The 20,646-nt window shown below is 65.4% G+C and carries 20 protein-coding genes, 1 tRNA gene and 2 pseudogenes; 18 read left to right on the forward strand and 5 right to left on the reverse strand.

Translation table 11 applies throughout. From position 1 onward, the window contains the following. Positions 1-25 precede the first annotated feature (25 nt). From ACO6VK_RS12705 to ACO6VK_RS12730, 6 genes are all read left to right on the forward strand, one after another. A complete protein-coding gene (locus ACO6VK_RS12705; RefSeq protein ID WP_422507629.1) occupies positions 26-1,381 on the forward strand; it encodes an aminodeoxychorismate synthase component I in 1,356 nt (451 codons plus the stop codon). 73 nt (positions 1,382-1,454) lie between these two features. Next, complete coding sequence (gene mltG, locus ACO6VK_RS12710) at positions 1,455-2,513, forward strand: endolytic transglycosylase MltG (RefSeq protein ID WP_422507631.1); 1,059 nt, start codon at positions 1,455-1,457, stop codon at positions 2,511-2,513. Beyond that, entirely contained in the window at positions 2,510-3,178 is a 669-nt protein-coding gene (gene tmk, locus ACO6VK_RS12715) for a dTMP kinase (protein WP_422507633.1), read from the forward strand. Before mltG ends, tmk begins: the two co-directional genes overlap by 4 nt. Continuing rightward, entirely contained in the window at positions 3,171-4,130 is a 960-nt protein-coding gene (locus tag ACO6VK_RS12720; protein ID WP_422507635.1) for a DNA polymerase III subunit delta', read from the forward strand. The genes tmk and ACO6VK_RS12720 overlap by 8 nt, the downstream gene beginning before the upstream one ends. Continuing rightward, positions 4,127-4,480: a PilZ domain-containing protein gene (locus tag ACO6VK_RS12725; protein ID WP_422507637.1), complete on the forward strand. Its 354-nt coding sequence runs from the start codon at positions 4,127-4,129 to the stop codon at positions 4,478-4,480. The genes ACO6VK_RS12720 and ACO6VK_RS12725 overlap by 4 nt, the downstream gene beginning before the upstream one ends. Before the next feature lie 65 nt (positions 4,481-4,545). Then, positions 4,546-4,620, forward strand: a tRNA-Val gene (locus ACO6VK_RS12730). 119 nt (positions 4,621-4,739) lie between these two features. Here ACO6VK_RS12730 and ACO6VK_RS12735 read toward each other — a convergent pair. From ACO6VK_RS12735 to ACO6VK_RS12745, 3 genes are all read right to left on the reverse strand, one after another. Then, positions 4,740-5,426 (reverse strand): hypothetical protein, encoded by a 687-nt coding sequence (locus ACO6VK_RS12735; RefSeq protein ID WP_422507639.1) that lies wholly within the window; start codon positions 5,424-5,426, stop codon positions 4,740-4,742. 97 nt (positions 5,427-5,523) lie between these two features. Beyond that, positions 5,524-5,790, reverse strand: a complete 267-nt coding sequence (locus ACO6VK_RS12740; protein ID WP_422507640.1) for a hypothetical protein — start codon at positions 5,788-5,790, stop codon at positions 5,524-5,526. A 153-nt stretch (positions 5,791-5,943) separates the two neighbouring features. Next, positions 5,944-6,516, reverse strand: a complete 573-nt coding sequence (locus ACO6VK_RS12745) for a hypothetical protein (protein WP_422507641.1) — start codon at positions 6,514-6,516, stop codon at positions 5,944-5,946. Between the two features lie 334 nt (positions 6,517-6,850). Here ACO6VK_RS12745 and ACO6VK_RS12750 point away from each other — a divergent pair, with 334 nt between their 5' ends. The 4 genes and pseudogenes from ACO6VK_RS12750 to ACO6VK_RS12765 all read left to right on the forward strand — a co-directional run bounded on the left by ACO6VK_RS12750 (position 6,851) and on the right by ACO6VK_RS12765 (position 7,974). Further along, entirely contained in the window at positions 6,851-7,159 is a 309-nt protein-coding gene (locus tag ACO6VK_RS12750; RefSeq protein WP_422507643.1) for a YodC family protein, read from the forward strand. Beyond that, on the forward strand, positions 7,156-7,422 hold the full coding sequence (locus tag ACO6VK_RS12755; protein ID WP_422507645.1) for a DUF6953 family protein: 267 nt from the start codon (positions 7,156-7,158) through the stop codon (positions 7,420-7,422). The genes ACO6VK_RS12750 and ACO6VK_RS12755 overlap by 4 nt, the downstream gene beginning before the upstream one ends. Before the next feature lie 87 nt (positions 7,423-7,509). Further along, positions 7,510-7,578 (forward strand): annotated as a pseudogene (locus ACO6VK_RS12760) (zinc ribbon domain-containing protein); the annotation flags it as partial. A gap of 45 nt (positions 7,579-7,623) precedes the next feature. Further along, on the forward strand, positions 7,624-7,974 hold the full coding sequence (locus ACO6VK_RS12765) for a hypothetical protein (RefSeq protein WP_422507669.1): 351 nt from the start codon (positions 7,624-7,626) through the stop codon (positions 7,972-7,974). 304 nt (positions 7,975-8,278) lie between these two features. Here ACO6VK_RS12765 and ACO6VK_RS12770 read toward each other — a convergent pair whose 3' ends face one another. Further along, complete coding sequence (locus tag ACO6VK_RS12770; protein WP_422507647.1) at positions 8,279-8,776, reverse strand: GNAT family N-acetyltransferase; 498 nt, start codon at positions 8,774-8,776, stop codon at positions 8,279-8,281. A gap of 212 nt (positions 8,777-8,988) precedes the next feature. Here ACO6VK_RS12770 and ACO6VK_RS12775 point away from each other — a divergent pair, with 212 nt between their 5' ends. The 4 genes from ACO6VK_RS12775 to ACO6VK_RS12790 are packed head-to-tail and all read left to right on the forward strand — an operon-like array spanning position 8,989 to position 15,087. Further along, the gene (locus ACO6VK_RS12775) at positions 8,989-12,270 is read left to right on the forward strand and encodes a DUF6531 domain-containing protein (RefSeq protein WP_422507649.1); all 3,282 of its coding nucleotides are present in this window, start codon (positions 8,989-8,991) and stop codon (positions 12,268-12,270) included. Next, on the forward strand, positions 12,270-14,477 hold the full coding sequence (locus ACO6VK_RS12780; RefSeq protein ID WP_422507651.1) for an RHS repeat-associated core domain-containing protein: 2,208 nt from the start codon (positions 12,270-12,272) through the stop codon (positions 14,475-14,477). Before ACO6VK_RS12775 ends, ACO6VK_RS12780 begins: the two co-directional genes overlap by 1 nt. Continuing rightward, on the forward strand, positions 14,474-14,851 hold the full coding sequence (locus tag ACO6VK_RS12785) for a hypothetical protein (protein ID WP_422507653.1): 378 nt from the start codon (positions 14,474-14,476) through the stop codon (positions 14,849-14,851). The genes ACO6VK_RS12780 and ACO6VK_RS12785 overlap by 4 nt, the downstream gene beginning before the upstream one ends. Positions 14,852-14,874: 23 nt before the next feature. Beyond that, positions 14,875-15,087, forward strand: coding sequence for a hypothetical protein (locus ACO6VK_RS12790; protein WP_422507655.1), 213 nt, complete (start codon positions 14,875-14,877; stop codon positions 15,085-15,087). Positions 15,088-15,148: 61 nt separating this feature from the next. Here the strand turns inward: ACO6VK_RS12790 and ACO6VK_RS12795 are convergent, their stop codons facing one another. Then, on the reverse strand, positions 15,149-16,315 hold the full coding sequence (locus tag ACO6VK_RS12795; protein WP_422507657.1) for a hypothetical protein: 1,167 nt from the start codon (positions 16,313-16,315) through the stop codon (positions 15,149-15,151). Positions 16,316-16,449: 134 nt separating this feature from the next. Between ACO6VK_RS12795 and ACO6VK_RS12800 the strand changes: the two genes are divergently transcribed. The 4 genes and pseudogenes from ACO6VK_RS12800 to ACO6VK_RS12815 form a co-directional block, all read left to right on the forward strand. After that, positions 16,450-17,535, forward strand: a complete 1,086-nt coding sequence (locus ACO6VK_RS12800; RefSeq protein ID WP_422507659.1) for a DUF5694 domain-containing protein — start codon at positions 16,450-16,452, stop codon at positions 17,533-17,535. A gap of 98 nt (positions 17,536-17,633) precedes the next feature. Continuing rightward, the gene (locus ACO6VK_RS12805; RefSeq protein ID WP_422507661.1) at positions 17,634-19,622 is read left to right on the forward strand and encodes a PEP/pyruvate-binding domain-containing protein; all 1,989 of its coding nucleotides are present in this window, start codon (positions 17,634-17,636) and stop codon (positions 19,620-19,622) included. Positions 19,623-19,711: 89 nt separating this feature from the next. Continuing rightward, positions 19,712-20,005 (forward strand): excalibur calcium-binding domain-containing protein, encoded by a 294-nt coding sequence (locus tag ACO6VK_RS12810; protein WP_422507663.1) that lies wholly within the window; start codon positions 19,712-19,714, stop codon positions 20,003-20,005. A 94-nt stretch (positions 20,006-20,099) separates the two neighbouring features. After that, positions 20,100-20,531, forward strand: a pseudogene (locus ACO6VK_RS12815) (nuclear transport factor 2 family protein); the annotation flags it as partial. Positions 20,532-20,646 lie beyond the last annotated feature (115 nt).

The raw sequence follows: 20,646 nt of genomic DNA on the forward strand, positions 1-20,646 counted from the left end.
CCGCGCTCCTTTCCGGTTCCCTGCCATGCTCCAGATCCAGCCGTTGCCCGCCACCACCGATCTGCTCGCGCTGCAGCGCGTGGATCCCTCGCGCTATCCGCTGCTGATGGAGTCCACCGCCTCGGGCACCGCCCAGGGGCGCTGGGACCTGCTGCTGATGGCCAACGGACAGGCGCTGGCGCTGCACGCCGACGGCGTGGTCCGCGACGCTGACGGCACCGCCCACACCGGCAGCTTCCTCGAGGTCCTGGACGCGCACTGGGCGGCCCTGCGCCTGCCCCGCGAGGAGACCATGCTGCCGTTCCGCGGCGGCTGGGCGCTGATGCTGGACTACGAACTGGCCGGGCAGATCGAAACCGTGCTGCGGGTGCCCGCGCGCGCCGACGGCCTGCCTTCGGCACTGGCCCTGCGCTGCCCGGCCGCCGTGCTGCACGACCGCGTGCTGGGGCAGTACCACGCCGTGTGCGAAACCGACCACGCCGCGCTGCTGTCGACCCTGCTGGCCGATGTACAGGCGTCGACCACGCTGGCGCCGCTGCCGGCCTGGCAGCCGCCGGCCGACGTGGCGGAGGACGCCCCAGAGCGCTTCACCGACGGTGTCGGCAAGGTCATCGACTACCTGCGCGCCGGCGATGTGTTCCAGGTCAACCTGTCGCGGCGCTGGGCAGCGCAGTTCGCCCAGCCGCTGTCGCCCCAGGCCCTGTATGCCCAGCTGCGGGTGGCCAACCCGGCGCCGTTCGCCGGCCTGTTCATGGCGCAGGGCAGGGCGGTGGTCAGCTCCTCGCCCGAGCGCCTGGTGTCGGTGCATGGCGATGACGTGCAGACCCGGCCGATCGCCGGCACCCGCCCGCGCTTCGCCGGCGACGACGATGCCGCGCGCATCCAGGAGCTGGTGGGCCATCCCAAGGAGCGTGCCGAGCACGTCATGCTGATCGACCTGGAGCGCAACGACCTGGGGCGCATCTGCACGCCCGGCAGCGTCGAGGTCGACGAGCTGATGACGGTGGAGAGCTACGCCCACGTGCATCACATCGTCAGCAACGTGCGTGGCCGCCTGCGCGAGGGTGTCAGCCCCGGCGCGGTGATCGCCGCCACCTTCCCCGGTGGCACCATCACCGGCTGTCCCAAGGTGCGCTGCATGCAGATCATCGCCGAACTGGAGCAGACCGCGCGCGGCGCCTATACCGGCGCGTTCGGCTGGCTCAACCGCGACGGCGACCTGGACCTGAACATCCTGATCCGCACCGCCGAAGTGGCCGCCGACACAGCGGTGTTCCGCACCGGCGCCGGCATCGTGGTCGATTCGGACCCGGTCAAGGAACTGGACGAAACCCGTGCCAAGGCGCGCGGGCTGCTGCGTGCGCTGGGGCGCCAGGACTGACCCACGGTATGCTGTCCGACGGGGTGCCGGCCGCTGGCCGGTGCCGCGCACTGAATAACGACACGAGGTGAACATGGCGGGTGCGAAACGGGGATGTCTGGCCGTGCTGGCGGTGCTGCTGCTGGGCGGCCTGCTGCTGGTGGCGGTGGGTGCCTGGTTCTGGCACGACCAGAGCCGCTTCGCCGACGCGCCGCTCACGCCGGACCAGCCCAGCGTGGTGATCGCCTCCGGCGATGGCCTGAATACGGTGCTGGGCAAGCTGCGCGCCGCCGGCGTGGACGAAGGCAACGACACCCAGTGGACGCTGCTGGCGCGCCAGCTCGATGCCGCCGGCAAGCTGAAGGTGGGCGAGTACGCGCTGGACGCCAGCCTGACCCCGCGCGAGCTGCTGACGCGCATGCGCCAGGGGCGCGTGCTGCAGCATCGGCTGACCATCGTCGAAGGCTGGAACATCCGCCAGGTGCGTGCCGCGCTCAAGCGCGCCGATCCGCTGCGCCACACCACCGACGACATGGACGACGCCGCGCTGATGAAGGCGCTGGGCTTCCCTGGCGAACACCCCGAAGGCCGCTTCCTGCCGGAGACCTATGTCTACCAGCGCGGCGACAGCGATGTGGACGTGCTCAAGCGCGCCCATGCCGCGATGGAGAAGGAACTGACCGCCGCGTGGGACAGCCGCGCCGACGACCTGCCGCTGAATTCGCCGTATGAACTGCTGATCCTGGCCTCGATCATCGAGAAGGAAACCGCGCTGCCCAGCGAGCGCCCGCAGATTGCCGGTGTGTTCATGCGCCGCCTGAAAATCGGCATGCGCCTGCAGACCGATCCGACCGTGATCTACGGCATCGGCAGCAGCTACGACGGCAACATCCGCAAGCGCGACCTCACCACCGACACCCCGTACAACACCTATACCCGCGCCGGCCTCACCCCGACCCCGATCGCCATGCCCGGCCGCGACGCCCTGCATGCGGCCGCGCAGCCGGCGGCCGGCGACGCGCTGTACTTCGTGGCAGTTGGCGACGGCAGCGGCGCGCATGTGTTCTCGGCCAACTACACCGACCACAACGCGGCGGTCGCACGCTACCTGCAGCAGCTGCGCCAGCAGCGCAGCCAGGCGGCCCCGCAATGACCGCTTCGCTGCTGCGCCACCCGCGCCTGATCAGCCTGGAAGGCGGCGAGGGCGCGGGCAAGACCACCGCCATCAACGCCCTCCGCGATGCCCTGCACGCGCGTGGCCACGAGGTGCTGCTCACCCGCGAGCCCGGTGGCACGCCGCTGGCCGAGCGCATCCGCGCGCTGGTGCTCACCCCCGACGCGGAGATCGCCGCCGAGCCGCTGTCGGCCGAAGCCGAGCTGCTGCTGGTGTTCGCCGCGCGCGCCCAGCACGTGCGCGAGGTGATCCAGCCAGCCCTGCAACGCGGCGGTTACGTCATCAGCGACCGCTTCACCGATTCCAGCTACGCCTACCAGGGTGGCGGACGCGGCCTGGATGCAGGCTGGATCGCAGACCTCGAGCGCCGCGCCGTCGGCCTGTTGCCGGGCCTGACCCTGCTGCTCGATGTGGACGTGGCCGTGGGCCGTGCCCGCGCCAATGGCCGCGACCTCTGGCCGGACCGCATCGAGAGCGAGCAGGACGATTTCTTCCAGCGGGTGCGCGCGGTATTCCGCCAGCGCGCCAGCGATGACCCCACGCGTTTCCGCCTGATCGACGCCGGCCAGGACCAGACCGGCGTGGCGCGGTCGGTGGTGGCCGCGGTGGACGCGTGGCTGGCACAGGAGCCTGCCCATGACTGACACCTTCTCGCCCTGGCAGCAGCGCGCCTACGACCAGACCGTGGCTGCGCTGGATGCCGGCCGCCTTGGCCACGGCCTGCTGATCTGCGGCCCGGCCGGACTGGGCAAGCGCGCGGTCGCCCTGCGCCTGGCCGAGCACGTGCTCGGGCGTGGCGAACCGGCCGCGGCCAAGCGCAGCGCGCAGCTGATTGCCGCCGGTACCCACCCGGACCTGCAGCTGATCTCGTTCATTCCCAACAAGTCCGGCGACAAGCTGCGCACCGAGATCGTGATCGAGCAGGTGCGCGAGATCTCGCAGAAGCTGGCGCTGACCCCGCAGTACGGCATCGCCCAGGTGGTGATCGTCGACCCGGCCGACGCGATCAACCGTGCCGCCTGCAACGCGCTGCTCAAAACGCTCGAAGAGCCGCAGCCCGGCCGCTACCTCTGGCTGATCAGCAGTGACCCGGCACGCCTGCCGGCGACCGTGCGCAGCCGCTGCCAGCGGCTGGAGTTCAAACTGCCGCCGCGCGAGGAAGCGCTGGCCTGGCTGCAGATGCAGGGCCACAGCGACGCCAGTGCGCGCGAAGCGCTGGATGCCGCGCGCGGCCACCCCGGCCTGGCCGACGCATGGCTGCGCGATGACGGCCTGGCGCTGCGCCGCCAGGTCGCCACGGACCTGGAATCGCTGGTGGCCGGCCGTGCCGGCGCGGTGGAACTGGCCCAGCGCTGGACCGGTGACGAACACGGCGCCCTGCGCCTGCGCCACGCCGCCGACCTGGCGCTGGCCCAGGCCGCCGGTGGCGGCTTGACCGATCCGGACCGATTGCACAAGCTGGCGTCGTGGTTCGACGCCGCCAACCGAACCCGCGACCTGCTGCGCACTACGGTGCGCGCCGATCTGGCGGTGGTGGAATTGTTGTTGGCCTGGAACAAGGTCAACGAGCGGCATCCAAGGGGTACTAGAGCATGAGCGCCACCAATGCCCGCCAGGGCATCCTGTCCCTGGCCGTGAAGGACAAGCCTGCGCTGTACAGCGCGTACATGCCGTTCGTGAAGAACGGCGGCGTCTTCGTGCCCACGCCCAAGCGCTATTTCCTCGGCGACGAGGTGTTCCTGCTGCTGACCCTGCCGGACTCCAGCGAACGCCTGCCGGTAGCCGGCAAGGTCATCTGGGTGACCCCGGCCGGCGCGCAGGGCAACCGCGCGGCCGGCATCGGCGTGCAGCTCGCCGAGGGCGCCGAAGGCGAGGCGGTACGGCACAAGATCGAGACGCTGCTGGCCGGCCTCCTGACCTCGGACAAGCCCACGCACACGATGTGAAGAAATTTCAGAAAAACCGTTGACGCGAAAATTTGCCGCCCTATAATGAGCGGCTCAGCAGCATCGGGCGGTTAGCTCAGCGGTAGAGCATTGCCTTCACACGGCAAGGGTCGCAGGTTCGAACCCTGCACCGCCCACCATATAGAACCCAGATTTTTAAGGGTTAACGTCAAAGCCGGCCTTGCGCCGGCTTTTTCGTAACTGCAGGGTAACTGCAGCCTAATACTGCCGATCTGATGCAGGAGCCGTCCGTGAGCCTCTAGGACGGCGGATACTCACCACGATCTGGACCTTCGTTCCGGGTGTTCGAGCCGCTGCAGCTCGGGGTCACCAGATCATCAAGCCGGTAGTCAGGCCAGAATCTGGGTGATAGGCGATCAAAGGTCTCGGTGATGGACCACTTCTCCCACGTGTGCGTTGATTCGGGTTCGCTGCTTCCGGCGGGAAACACTGCATGGGTTCCGATGCCCACGTAGAAGCGTCCCTCTCGGGCGCTTACCGAATAGGAAATCGATGAGAACAGCAGGGCCAGGCTGTTGTCCTTTCGCGGATCTGCCATAGCGGCGTGCGCGCCGGCCTTGTCGCGCCAGTACTTCACCGCCGGGCATACATCATCCAGAAGGGCAGTGCCTGCCGACTTGATCCTATCCCTGTCAGCGACAATCGTGGCAAGGCCAGCGGGATTTTGTCTCAACTTGTCCGCAACCGGAACCAACTGCAGGTATGCGGTCAAGCTGGTGGCAAACCAGCTGAAGGCTCCATACACGAATGGGTAAGGGCATGGCGTTCCCATCCACCTATCCCCCTCCTTTATCAAATCAAGTTCGCGTTGGCGTACCTGCTTGGCCAACTCGATCAAGGCGTCTTGCTTTGCAATTAAACCCACAGTGAGGACGTTACCTGCTGGGTGCACGATGCCGGATTTCTGGTCAAATACGATTCCCATGCGGGCCTCTATTCTCTCGCGCTTCCTGATTTGGGCGAAGTTGTTGAGCTCAGCGTAAGCTGGCAAGCGCACGAAATGTATCACCGGACCGGTGTAGTCACTGGACCCTACGGCCGACGTTGTGCGTCGCGCGCATGGTCTTGGATACGCCCGTCCCGCGCGCCATATCGCTCTTCATCCTCTCATAGCCCATCTGGGCGCCATCGCGAGCCGCTTGCTTGATAGCCTCGCGGACGCGGCTATCGACGTCGCCGTGGACGTGGATCTCCAGGGTGACCATGCCGCCGGGTGAGCCGGCATTGGACTCGCGGTTGACTTGCACCAGGGCCGCATCGAGCTTCGCACTGGTCGCTTCCGTGGTCACGCGCTCGCCTTCTGCAGCAGCCAGGGCCCGTCTCCGGCACCGCGTCGATACCGTCATGCGCCATGCCCGACAGCCTGGGCGATGCCGCGACGGCGGCAACATAGGTCGCGGTGGCCGCGAGAGATGCTACCGCTGCGGATCATCGAGCGGATGCTACAGATCGGGCTTGTTTCTTCGGAAAGGATGAGCGCACCGCAACCATCGGGAAAGTCGGTCCCATAGTCCGCTTTCCGCAAGCTCATCAAGCAGCTTGGCCGCCTCAAGCGTTTCCATTGAAATTTCAGCAGCAGCGCTGGCAATCATTCGCTTTCGCCCCAAGATCCGGGCGCCGTTCATTACCGGCGACGAGCTCGGTGCAGCAGTCAACTCGCCGTGTAGCCTGGTGAGCGTAAGCAGGCATCGATTTAGGGCCATCATCAAGCGCAGGTCCGGCACAGCATCCATCGGAACGGAGCGGAGCTGATTGATCGCCGATCCGACCAGCGCGGTGTTTTCTTCTGAATGAGGCGCTTCAGAAGCCATGAAAATGGACTGCTCGACATGAGTCATCACCGCCAGGTAGGCATCGGCCCTTCGGCGAAACGCAAGCCGTTCCTGGCGGGAGGCAAGTCTTGCCGCCGCGTAAATTGCCATCGCAGAAAGGAGGGCCTGCGCCCACGCAGCCCAGATCTCAGGCCTGAGGCAGGGAGCGTCGAGTAGCCAAAGGCAATAGATCGGGTCTGCCACGGGGGCCTTCCTTGGTGATGGCCAAGAATGAGGGGTCCGCGGTCCTGCAGCAACCCATCCTTATTGCTGGTCCTCTGCGAGAATGCCGCCGCTGATCACGGCAGAGCCGACGAACATGCCCTTTGTGTCATGGCCGCCGAATGCATATGGGATCGGGTTGCCCTGGGCCTGGCAGCTGACCGTACCGCTCAAGCTGTAGCTCGGGGCGTTCTCTGCGCTGTCCTTTGGCCTCCAGTTCTTTAGGCTGTACTGACAGCATCTGGTCCACGCCACCCACCACCGTGCCGATGCCCAAGTCACCAGTGGCGCTCCAAATGGGGTAGCAGATCGGTTTATGGCATATGTGTACTACATAGGCCGATTTAGTACTATTTCAGGACCTGACGATGACCGTAAGTGGGCGTCTTCGCCGCTCGGACTAAATCCAACTCTGGAAAAGGAGCATCCTTTGGAAGCTAAGGCAAAATACAAAGTGGGCGACAAAGTAAAGCTCAATGTTGGCGGACCCGACATGGCTGTGAACGAAGTGCACAGCGGGCTGGCAGGTACAAGCTACCGGTGTAAGTGGTTCGCCGGAAAGAAGCTTGAAGTCGGCTCCTTTGTCGAAGAGATGCTTGATGCAGTCCCCGGGGAAGAGGAGTGAGGATCGATGAGGTCATAGAGTGGATGCAATCCGCCCTCGAAGCAGAGGGCTGCCTCTACCAGGACGACGTAGTCGATCACTTGGTCAAAGCAAATTGCGAAGAATTCCTTAGGGGAAACGCCGACGGCAACGTTGTTCTATCCACTTCGTTGCTCACTGGCTTCCGGAGGCGCAATGCGGATTTTGTGGTGTGGGTAAAGCCTGACCGGTACTGGCGCTTGCGAGTTCCAGAGGATGAGGTGGGCCGAGAGGCTAGGGGGTGATCATCTTTTGACAATTGCTGCCCGGTCACCAGCGCGAGGTATGCGGGTACGCAGAACTCTGGTCCATCCAGGAAGAGAGGGAATGAGATGGCTCTCATAAACTGCAGTGAATGTGGAAAATCAATAAGCGATCAGGCAGCGGCCTGTCCGCACTGCGGGGCACCGGCCCTGGGGCGCAAAGAGCGAAACACCAGGAAGGCGATGTGGATCATCATCGCGGTGGTGGGCCTACCGATCGTTTTGTTCTTTGGCTCAGCGGTCATCGCTGGCATCGCGGAGAGCGTCAGCGGTGGAGGCTCTTCTGCGAAGCCACAGCGGCCCTATACCGGTCGGATCCGTGGTGAAGGGATCGAGTACGAGCTGAGCTATGCAGCGTCATCGGCCGGCGGCGAGTGCGAGGGCTGGAACACCGTCTCCGTGCAGAAGCCTGGCGATCCCTCATCCGGAATGCTGGATCTGATGTGCTGGCGCCAAGTGGGAGACCAGATCGAGGTCAACACGGCCACCGGTCAGGGGCGCAGGAAGGACCCTCGGTCAACCTACGTCGATTGACGATGCCGCCCCTGGCACAGGGGCGGTACCGGTCACCTCTCGCCGGCATGAGAAACGGCGCGGCGACTGCCAAATCCGGCGGGACACAATGAAACCGTAAAACAAGGGGCTATGGGTCGACCCTTTGTGCCACCAAGCTGTATCTCGTCCTTCACACGGCAAGGCTCGCAGGTTCGAACCCTGCACCGCCCACCATGATTCAGTCGAAAAAGCCTCCGGAAACGGGGGCTTTTTTGTTGGGCGGACGTGGGCCTGCAGCGGATAGACAACGCCTTCGCGAGGCACGTCCGCGAGCATCCTGGCGTCAGTTCCCGCGCCTGATCAGGCACATGTCGAAGTGCGATTCCGTGTCATCTGAAGGAATCTCGACATCCACGCCCATCCTCGGCAGGTTCCGCTGCCAGAACGCCTTCGCCTGCAGATCCTTGCGCCAGGTGGCCAGCAGCCACGGCCCGCTCTGCGGGGTGACCAGCGCCGCAACAACCGCCGCGGCGATTCCTTTTCCGCGGTGTGTGGGCAGGACGAACAGGTCGGCCAGTTCGCGTATCGGTTGGCCCTGGAACGCGACGTCGTCCACCAGCACAAAGCCGCACAGCGTGTCCTCCCACCACAGCAACCGTGCCCACGTCGGCTGCTCGCGCAGGCTGGCCTCCACATCGGTTCGTGCGCAGTCGTACAAGCCATCGGGTTGAATCTCTTCGCCGCTCCAGCCTGACGCTTCGAAGTAGTACAGCTGCATCAGCCGGAACAGGGTGTCGGTGTCCGCCACCGTCGCGGTGGTCATTCTCAACGGCGTGGTCACGGACGGTTCCTGGATGTTGACGCCTGCAGTATCCCTTATCTGCCTGCCCGTCCCGCACGGCCTGCCGCAGAGGGCCCGACCCAGACCGTCCGCAGTGTTTTTCACGAAACTTCCATGTTCCTGAATGTGCTGTTAGGATCCTGAAAAATGAACGTCTCGTTCAGGTTGCGACCTATCCGCTGAAAAACCCGCCAACAGGAATTGGAGAGAGCATGAAGCTCGGTGCGACAGGCAAGTCACGTTCCAGGGTGTTGTTGTTGCTACCGCTTGTTTCCCTCGTGGGCGGCGCCACGGTAGCCGTCGAGGCAATCGGTGCGGAAAAGCCGAAAGATTTAGAAACGGTGCAGGTACGCGCCAAACGCGTGCAGAACGAGCTGATTCGTTGGCATCTGCTCGATTCCGGCTCACGCGGGGGCTGGGGGGGCTTCCAGGGCGGCGGTGGTGGCTCGGCGCCCACCAAGACCGCCAAGGAACAGGAGACGGACGACCGCGAGAAGGACTGCGGGGGAACCACGGGCAATCCCATCGTCCTCTACACCGGCAACAAGGTCGAACATGAGCTGGATTTTGCCAGCGCCAGTGAGATGGGACTGTTCCTGCGACGCAGTTACAACCACCACTGGAGTGCGACCGGCTTGTTCGGCAATCACTGGCTGAGCAACTTCGACTATTCGCTGGCGTTCTCCGATGGCCAGAACACGGTCTGGAACCAGCGTCCCGATGGCCGCCGCATCAAGTTCCAACGGGATCCGGCAAGTGGGCGCTGGAACGAGAACAAGGCACAGCCTGTCGCCTATATCGTCAAGAATGGCGATGGCAGTTTCACGCTCTACAACGATGAAAACGGCGTAGAGACCTACAATCCCGAAGGCTACGTCACCCGGCTGCGGAACGAGCAGGGCGTTGCATGGACGTTCGCCTACAACAGCAAGTACCTGCAGACCGTTACGCACTCCTCCGGGCGACAGGTGAAATTTACCTGGAGCGGTGGACAGGTCACCCAGGTCATCGACCCGGCAGGCAACGCCTACCAGTATTCGTACACGCCCAATGTCTTTGGTACGGGGCGAGGGCGCCTGGCCTCCACGACGTTGCCGGGTGCCCCTGCCACCACCATTTCCTATCACTACGAAGACGCGCGCTATCCCGGAGGGTTCACCGGGAAATCGCTCAACGGCGTGCGGTATTCCACCTTCGCCTACGATGAGAACAAGCGCGCCACGCTGTCCGAGCATGCCGGAGGTGTTGAACGCCACACCATCAGCTACGTCGTTGAAAGTACCGAGCAGATCCTACCGCCTCCCTCTCCGGTGCGCCCCGGCGGCATCCTTGTCGACGAGGAGCGGGGCTGGTGCGAGGACACGCGCAACGGCCGGATGTGCTACCAGCCGCGTTCGCTGCCAGGCGGCACCGTGGGCATGGCCTCGACCGGCGGTGCGCAGCTGTTGGCGACGTCCGACAGCAAGGCGCGTCCGGTCAAGATCAAGGCCACCGAAACCAATCCACTGGGCCGCAAGACGACCTACGCCTACGAAGACGGGCGTCAGGTGTCGGTGACAGGCACCGCGTCTCCGCGTTGCGCTGCGCAGTACAAGGAGAGCAGCTATGACGCCAATGGCTACCCCAACCTGGTGCACGATTTTGCCGACAATCTGACCGACTTCGACTACAGCGCCCAAGGCTATCTGCTCAAGCAGGTGGAAGGCGTTGGGACACCTGCCCAACGCACCACGACGTACGAATGGGATACCGCTCGCAACCGTCAAACCAAGGCGTCGGTCGCCGGCAACCTGGAAACCCTCTATACATACGATGCGCGCGGCAACATAGCCACGGTGACCGAGCGCAATCTCAGCAGCCGCGGTGTCGCAGGGCAGAGCAGAACCACCACGACGACCTACACCTACCATGCAAGTGGAGTGATGGCCTCGATGAAGGTCGACGGCCCGCTGGCACAGGATGAGGTCACCTCGGTCTACGATGCCAACGGCGATCTGGTCAGCGTGACCAATGCGCTTGGGCACGTCATCACCCTCAGCGGCTACAACGGTCTGGGACAGGCTGGGCGCGTCACCGAGGCCAACGGGCAGATCCGTGAGTACACCTACGACGCACGCGGCCGACTGACCAGCCAGCGCGAGAGCTTCGGCAATACCTGGGGTACGACGACCTTCGGCTATGACGGCGCGGGGAACCTCGCCAGCGTCACCCGGCCTGACGGGGTGACGGAGCGATACGAGTACGACGCAGCGCGTCGTCGCCTGGCAGATGTCGCGCCTCTGGGCGATGGCACCTACACGTGGACCCGCTACAGCTACGATGCGGCGTCGAACATCACCCGCAAGGAAGTGGCTCACACCGACTACCCTCTGGGCAGTACGGTTGCGGGTGTCATCGACGTGGTGACGCATGACGCAAACTGGAACTGGTTCGCGCGCGGCTGGGCCTGCAGTACCGGTTCAAACGGTTCCATCGAGGTGCATGGCTACGCCGAAGGCACCTTCCTTGCGGGTACGCAGGCAAACCTGGCCAGCGAAGCCGGCGTCGCTGCGGCGTGCCAGGCGGGCGGCAACGCGTACCGGTTCCAGTTGCCGATTTCCCTCGCCCAGCGGCAACAGCTTGGGGGACGAAAAATCACCATCTACGGGTTGTCGCCGCAGGGAGGTGCCCACAATCGCCCCTTGGGCAATTCGGGGGCCTTCGCGGTACCCCCGGCGACCGTGGTGGGCGACATTGGCGGCGTCACTCATGACGGCAACGGGAACTACGCGGTGGAAGGCTGGGCATGTTCGGTGGGCATCGACAGTCCCATCACGGTGCACGCCTATGTGGGCGGTTCGGCGGGAGGCGGAACGTTCGCCGTCTCCGGTACGGCCAACCGGCCGACCGATGGCAACGTCGCCAATGCCTGCCAGGCAAAGGGCACCGCATATGGGTTCAAGTTGCCGCTGGATATGACGCTTCGGCAGAACCACGGTGGCAAGTCCATCCACATTCATGGCATCTCGCCCACTGGCCAGGCGCACCTGGTCATCAACCGGTCGGGCGCATTCGCGGTGCCGGCCATCGTCCGCAGCGCGGAATTCGTCACCTTCAACTCGACCTCGTACCACATCTACAACGGGGACCGGGTAACGCTGACGGCGCAGGTCCGGAACACAGGCAACGTGACGTGGGACGGAAACACCTATCTCGCATGGGGGCAGGACTTCCCCACTCAATCGCAGGGCCTGTCGGCACCGGTTCCTCCCGGAGGCGTAGCCACCTTCAGCGTTGATGTTGCCCCTTACCACGATGGCGTGGGGATCGGCGGATATTCCTACGTAGCGCAGATGGCAACAGGCGGCGCTGTGTGGGGACCGCGTCCCTACGTCAGCATCGCGGTCGAGAATCCGAACTGGCATTGCCCGAATGGGCCGAACGGGCCGAACTGCCAGGAACCGATGCGGGTGACGCCGCCAGTGTGGTTGGATGCCAAGGAGGGAGTCCGCTGATGTCAGTACTTACCTTGACCATGATCGGGTTGAACGCTGTGACCTTCAGCGCCAACTACGACTACGACGAGCTCGGCCGCGTCATCGCCGAGCGTGGCAACAACGGCCAGAACATACGGTATGCCTACGACGCCGAGGGCCGGACCACCCAGATCACCGATTCCCAGAATCGGGTCACGCGGCTGAGTTACGACGCACTCGGTCGCATGACCAAGGTGGTGAATGCGACGGGCGGTATCACTCAGCTCTCCTACGACCTGGGTGATCGCCCGATACGGGTTGTTGACCCGCGCGGCCTTGCAACGACCTACGAATACGATGGATTCGGCAGTCTGTGGAAGCAGACCAGTCCGGACACCGGCGTGACCTCGCATCAGTATGATGCCGCTGGCCAGCGGGTGGGAACCACACGCAACGATGGCAGCACGATGGCCATCGGCTACGACGGTCTGGGCCGCATGACGTCACTGCAATCGGATGGGAAACAGCAGGCCATCACCTACGACTGGTGCGCCTGGGGCAAAGGGAGGCTGTGCGGCCTCTCCGGACCGGGTACGGCAACACACTTCGCGTATGTCCCCAGTGGGCAGTTGTGGATCCGTCGCGATTTCATCACGGCGGCCGGGCAACAGACCGATCACAGCACCGAGTATCTGTACGACGGAATCGGTCGCCTGAACCAGATCACCTATCCCAACGCCGACAAGGTCACCTACGCCTACAGTGCGGGCGGGCGGCTGGGCGCGATGAACGCAACCATCAATGGAACCGTGCGCCCCGTGATCGCACAGGCCAGCTGGAAAGCCACCGGTGCACCCGCGTCGCTGGCCTATGGCAACGGTCTGGTCCGCGGGTACAACCATGATGCCGATGGACGACTGACCGCGATGTCGGTATGGGGGCCGAACAGTGCACGGCTGAGCTACTGGGACTACCAGTACAGTGCAGATGGCGAGATAACCGGCATCGTCGATACCGCCGCACCGAACCTGACCCAGACGATCGGTTACGACGCGCTCAGCCGACTCACGCAGTTGAGCCGCTTTGGCATCAACAACCAGCTTTCCTACGATGCCGGCGGCAACCACGACCGGTATCAGGCAGGCACCCAGCTGACGCAGTACAGCATCGACCCCCAGAGCAACCGCGTCTTGGGCTATACGAACCAGGACGGCAGCCGCCAGTATCAATACGACGCACTGGGCAACCGCATCAGCGAAACTGCTGGAAGCCAGGTCAACACCTATGAGTACAGCGCATTCAACCGCATGAGCCAGAGCAGCATCGGTGGGGCGGTTACCGACTACCTGGTCAATGCACAGGGACAGCGGGTTGCCAAGGTGAACGCCGCCACCACGAGCCGCTACTTCTATGCCAATCAGAACCAGATGATGGCCGAGCTTACCAACAGCATCTGGACCAACTACCTCTGGTTCGATGGCGAACTGGTGGGCCTGGCGCGAAGTGGCCAGCTCAACTTCGTGCATACCGATCACCTGGGCCGGCCCGATTTCGTCAGCAACGCCCAGCAGGCAACGGTGTGGAAGGCCTACAACTACGCGTATGGTCGCAGCGTGCAGCAGGACACCATCGGTGGTCTCAATATCGGCTTCCCAGGGCAGTACCATGATGCCGAGAGCGGCCTCTGGTACAACGGCTTTCGGGACTATGACGCAACGATCGCACGCTACGTCCAGAGTGACCCGATCGGTCTGGCGGGCGGCTTGAACACCTATGCCTATGCGGCGGGGAACCCCATCCGGCACACCGATCCACTCGGCCTGGAACCGTTGGCGGCATCGACCATCATCCGATGCGGTGTGGGTGCAGTCGGCGGCTACATGTCGGTAGACGGGTTCAAGGCGGCCAAGCAGGACTTCGACAAGCTGCAGAAGGCGAGGGCGGAGGCTGCGGACAAGCAGGCCTGTGAGGATGCCAAGAACGACACCGCCCGTGCAGGCGACAGCAACCCGGCGCTCAACAAGGCGGCGGGAGTGGTGGCCGACGCCGCCAATGCGTTCTCCAGTCAGGGGGCGTCGTTCAAGGCAACGATGGCCATGTCAGTGGTATCGGGCGGAGTGGGGTTGCCCCCGTGCTGGATCGTGGGTGCAGCAGTGGGTGTTTTCGCGGCCGATGGTAGTGCCACGCGGCGATCAGAGGCCCGGCTGAACGATGCCGTCCAGTGGCTGAAGGACAACACGCGATGAAGGCGCCGGTTCGCTTCTGGATCCATCTGGGCAGCCAACTGGGAATCTTTGCGATCCTCGCCTGGTTGCCTGCCACGATGGTGGGGGCGTTCGTGAAGGCTCTCGCGGGCCAACCGGCGCTGTCGTCCAGCAGCGGACCGATCACCTTGGTCGGCACGGTGTTCGGGTTCTGCGTGATCACACTGCTCTTTGTCGGGGCAGTGGCCGTTACCGGCGAGCTGTTGGGACTGATACGGTTCTATGGCCGCAACGCCGACGACCGTCAGGAGGTGCAGCCGGTCTACCGGAAAGCGCTGCTGGTGGCGGTAGCGGTACTCGCCTGGGGGGCGGTGATCTCACTGGCAGCCCTCTTCATGATGATCAGGCCGGCGTAGTGGCACGAACCTGCGAGTCATCGATGCACCGCGCGCGGCTGCTGGCCAGTGATGTGGCCGCGTGCTTTTACTGCTTCGCCACATTTCCGCCGAGCACCATCAACGAATGGTGCGATGGCGACGATCAGGATCAGACCGCGCTCTGCCCGACATGCGGGGCGGATGCGGTGGTCGGCTTCATGGGCCCGGTGGATGTGGCATGGCTGCATGCCGCGCATCAGCGGGGCTTCACGTAGATCGATTCCCACGCGGTCCGGTGCATGGCCACATGCAGACCCGATCGCCAGAGGACGCTGCTTACTCGCAGCGGTTGATATCGCGGTTGACCAGCGCCGCATTGCCCGCGGCCAGCTGCTGCACGCTGGACATCCGGGTGCCCGTAGTAATGGGTGACGGCTTGCCCAGGATGAGCAGCGTGCCGCCGGGCTGGGCGACGACGGTGGTCTGCTCCTGACGCGCCGGCATGCCGTGCGTGTACGCGGACGCCGGCTGTTTCGCGTAGCGGCCATCGAGCGACACCTGCAGCGCCGCATGCGTGTCCTCGCTGTAGGGCGCCATGAACATCATCGAGATGGGCTCGCCGGTGTCTTTCAATGTCATCAGGCTCGCCACGGACATCGGCGTGTTGCCGATCCGGCACAGGCCGTCGTGCTTCAGGATCATCAGGGAGACGGTCGCGGGGCGGCAGGTGTCTTCGTCCACGCGTTCCTGCACGTCGTTGGGCAATGCCTTGAATGCATCCACGGCCTTCGCACCGCCCAGTTCGGCATCCACCGGGCACTCAGGGAGCGTCGAGGCGATCTTCGCTTCGCGTGCGCCGGGCGCGTCGAGCGTGAATGAGTCCAGGAACTGCGGGCCCATCTTCATCACGCTCCCGCACTGCGCCGGGGTGCTTTCGACGGTCAGAATGACGTTGTCCTGCTCCGCACGCACGATGCGCATCAGGGCGCATTGCGTGCGGTTGTTGAGGCGTCGCGTGATCGCGGTGAGACCACGATGGGGCGCGCGCTCGATCGTCGCGCCAGGCAGTGCACCGGCGGTGGCCAGCGTGTTGAAGTACGTGTCGGCGAGGGCTGCGTCGCGATAGTGGATCCGCGTGGCGCCAAACCGGGTGCCGCCGGCCTCGCAGCCCACTACATCGCCCTTCACCACGTCGCCGGTTGCCGGCGTGAACGTGAAATCGTTGAACAGGCAGGGCAGGCGTACCGAGAAGTTGCCCTGGGCGGAGGTTGCATCCGTCCAGCCGTCCGGGCCAAGCGCGCCCGCACCGCTGCGATGCGCATTGATCCTGGGTGCGGTGCTTTCGCTCGCCGCGCAGACCGTGGCGCCTGCGCAGAACAGCACCAGCGCAAGGGTGGTGGGAAAGTGCTTCATCCGTGAATTCATCCGGTGTGCGATCGATGGGGAAGGGGGGAGGCAGGATAGAGCCGCATGCGGCCAGCAGCAATTGATGCGGGCCTTCACTGGTCACCCTCGACGAGAGGAAATTCCGGATTGGGGAGTGCTTGAAGTGATGTTGACAAGGCACTGGCGGCGTTGGAATCTGCGCCGCTCTGCGCCGGTACGGCGCTTTTTGGGGGAGTGGCATGCAGCAGGGAATGAAGCGGGGTTCGTGGGGGCGCGGCGCATTGATCGGAACGCTGCTGGCCGGCGGGATGCTGGCCGGAGCGGTGCAGGCAGCGCCCTTCGTACCGGGCGCGCACAAGGGGCCGAAGCAGGGTGTGCAGAACGAGGTGGCGGTGCTTGGCACCACGCATCTGTCGCATATGCCGGCCACCTTCGATCCTGCCTCGCTTGGCGAGCTGATCGACCGGCTGGCGGCGTGGAAGCCGCAGGCGATTGCCATCGAGACGGTTTCCGGGCAGCAATGCGACATGCTGCGCCGCTACCCTTCGCGCTATGCACTGTCGGTGAAGGATTACTGCCCCGATCTGTCGGCGGCGAAGGAGGCGACGGGGCTGGATGTGCCGGCGGCGACGGCTGCGGCAGAGAAGCTGCTGGCCGCATGGCCTGCACAACCGACGGCTGCGCAGCGCCGCACCCTGGCCGCCCTGTTCCTGGCCGCCGGCGAGGGTGACTCGGCACTCGTTCAATGGCTGCGACTTCCCGAGGCAGACCGGACGGCCGACGAGAACCTGAAGCAGACACTGGTGGACGCGCTGGAAGCGCTGCGCGTCAGCCGCAATGAAACCACGCTGATTGCGGCCCCGCTCGCGGCGCGGCTGGGCCATGAGCGGTTGTGGCCGATGGACGACCACAGCTCCGACCAGTTCGGGCCCAACCCCAGGGCCTATGCAGCCGCCATCAGGAAGGCCTGGGACAACCCGGCGGTGAAGCGCCGGGCCAAGATGTTCGACGGTGTGGAAGCGCAGGTCGATACGCCGGAAAAGGCGCTGGCGATGTATCGGCGCTACAACCAGCCCGATGTGGCCGACATCGCGTTCGAGAGCGATTACGGCGCCGCGCTGGAAGAGCCGTCCGCACCGGGCTACGGGCGCATGTACGTGACCTCGTGGGAAACGCGCAACCTGCGCATGGCCGCCAACGTCCGCGATCTGCTGGGGCCGACCCCGGGGATGCGCGCGCTGGTGATCGTCGGCGCCTCGCACAAGGCGTACCTGGATGCCTACCTTGAGCAGATGCACGACGTGCGCATCGTCGACGTCACGCCGCTGCTGAAATGAGGTGCCCGGGCCCGGCGCATGCCGGGCCCGGACCCCAGCGCCGGCAGCGCGGGCGGGACTGCCTTATGATCCACCCACTTCACTCCCGCACCGGCATCATGGAACGAGCCCGTACGACCCTTGCTGGACGCCGCCTGTGGGCGTGTGCCGCCGTGCTCACGCTGCTGCTGGGGTGTATCGCACCCGCGCTGGCGCAGACCGCGCGCAAACCGTCGCCCTACGAGTACCGGCAGGGCGGTGATGCGGCTGCCGCGCCGGCAGCCGAGGGGCCGGACCATCTGTCGCGGATCGACAGCCGCGAACAGTTCATGCAGCTGGCGCGGGTCTACAACATCGGTACCGCGCTGGAAATGCCGCACCTGATCTTCGTGATCGACCGGCGCAACGCTGCGCGCATCTACTACATCAACACGCCGCGCTTTGCGCTGCACGAGCAGTTCGTGCGCCGCCAGCGGCTGCTGCCGGGCATGGACAAGGCCACGCTCAATGCGCAGTACCGCGATCCCCAGCGGCGCTTCTTGTTCGGCACGATCAGCTGGCAGCAGGATCTGCCGGGCTACACCTACGAGTTCTGGGAGGGCGACCAGCTCACCGCTTCCCTGCTGCAGCAGACCGATCAGGTGGTGCGCACCTCGTTCCGCGACCCCATCCGCTTCAAGACCAACTCCACCCGGCACGAGCAGCTGGCCAGCACCATGAAGCTGCCCTACGTCAGCCAGGAGGCCCTGCTGCGTGAGCAGCGCTTCCTGCCGCTGAACACCGGCCGCGCGGAAGGCCGGCTGCGCATCGTGCGTTCCGAGCAGCAGCTGCGCACGCTGTCGCCGCGCGACATCCCGGTGCTGGATGAGGTGCCCATCGCGTTGGCGCCGGTGGCCGGCCTGGTGACGCAGCGACCGTCCACGCTGCTGTCGCACGTGAACCTGCTGGCCAAGGGCTGGGGTATCCCCAACGCCTACGTGGCCGATGCCCAGAATGCGCTGCGCCCGTACGACGGGCGCTGGGTGACGCTGGAGGTGACCGGCAACAACTACCGGGTGACGCCACTGGCGCGCCCGGCGCGGACGCCCACTGCGTCGCCGGCCCGCCCGGCGGTGCGCAACCTGCCACGCCCGGACCTGACGGTGGTGGCGCTCAAGCCGCTGGCGGCGCTGCGTGCGCGCGACAGTTCCCACTGCGGGGTGAAGGCCGCCAACCTGGGCACACTGAAAACTGCGCTGCCGCCCGCCGCGCGCGTACCTGACGGCTTCTGCATCCCGTTCTCGCACTACCAGGCGATGATGCAGCGACTGCAGATCGCCGAGCGGCTGCGCGCGCTGCAGCGGCGTCCCGGCTTCGGCACCGACCCGGACGTGCGCCGTGAAGCGCTGGCCACCCTGCGGGCCGAGATCGCCAATGCTGCGCCCGATCCGGCCTTCATGCGCACGTTGGAGGCCCGGTGGCGCGATCAGCTGCAGGGCGCCGGCGTGTTCGTGCGCAGCTCGTCCAACTCCGAGGACCTGCCCGGTTTCAGTGGTGCTGGCTTGTACACCACGGTTCCCAACGTGACGCGTGCCGATGACCTGGCCAAGGCCGTGCAGACGGTGTGGGCGTCGGTCTACAACTTCGAGGCGTACGAAGCGCGCACAGCCGCCGGGCTCCAGCAGGATGCCGTGGCGATGGCGGTACTGGTCCAGCGCGCCGCGCCGTCCGACAGCTCCGGGGTGATGATCACCCGCGATCCCTTCGATGCCGCGCGCCGCCACATCACCTACATTTCGGCCAAGCGCGGCCTGGGTATCCGTGTGGTGGAAGGCAAGCGCCAGGCCGAACAGGTGATGTACTCGACCTGGTCCAGGGCGGTGCAGGTGCTGAGCCGCTCGGCCGAAGACACCCAGCTGGTGGCCAACGCCGCGGGCGGCGTCCGCGAGGTGCCCATCACCGGCTCGCGGCAGGTGCTGACCGATGCGCTGATCGCGCGGCTGGCCCGGATCGGAACGACCACCAAGCAGGCGCTGGGCGGCGTGGACCAGGACATCGAGTGGGCCGTGGTGGGCGACGAGGTGCTGATTCTGCAGTCGCGGCCCTATGTGGACGGAAGCGCGCGCTGACGGGCGGCTGCCTGCCCACGCCCGCTTGCCGGCCGTCCAGTGCTTGCCTATGCTCCAGCCAGATCAGGGGGATCGGGGAGCCAGGGACGATGAAGAAGATCATGATCGGCGCGGTGCTGTGCCTGGTTGCCGCATACGGCTACAGCAAGCTCAGGCACGTTGACCTTGCCGATGTTGGAACCTCCCGCAGCTCCTGGTCTGCACCTTCACCAGCACCTGCACCTGCCACTGCAGCGCCTGCGCGCTACAGCTGCGATGGCCGCACGCACTGCTCGCACATGCGCTCGTGCGAAGAGGCCACGTACTTCATCCAGAACTGCCCGAATACGCAGATGGACGGCGACAACGACGGCATCCCGTGCGAACGGCAGTGGTGCGGGTGAGGGATGGAGTGACGGCGAGCGGCCCGGGGCAGTGGCACAGCGGCCCGGCAATGGCGTTCAATGCGTTCACCCCTGTCCACCGCCTGGAACAACGATGCCCGCGTTTGCCCTGCTGATTGCCGCTGCCGCTGCCGCTGCCGCGAACACGCCATCCGCGCCGGATGCCGCCACCCTGGCGGCCATCGAGGCCACCTGCCTGGACTATGTGGACGGCCAGCTGGAGGCGGACCCGGACAGGGTGGCGCGGTCGCTGCACCCGGACCTGGCCAAGCGCATGGTGCTGGGTGATACCCCGGACGAGCGGCTGGGCCTGCGCCGCATGAGCAGGGAGGAACTGGTGGGGCTCACCCGCCAGGGCGCATTGAAAACGCCCAGGGAACAATGGAACCGCAGCTGCCGCGTGCTGGATGTGACCGCGGATGCGGCCTCGGTGCGGCTGGAGACGCCGTGGTTCGTGGACTACTTCCACATGGGGCGTTTTGGCGAGCGCTGGATCATCGTCAACGCGCTCTGGTACAGCAAGCCGGCATCGACGCGCACGCCGCCGCCCCGCCCCGTGGGGGGGGGGGGGGGGGGGGGGGGGGGGGGGAGGAGGAGGGCAAACCGAGAGAGAGCTGGTCGGAGTCGTAAACAGCCCCTAC

The organism is Stenotrophomonas sp. GZD-301 (genome assembly GCF_049310345.1).
Lineage (GTDB): Bacteria > Pseudomonadota > Gammaproteobacteria > Xanthomonadales > Xanthomonadaceae > Stenotrophomonas.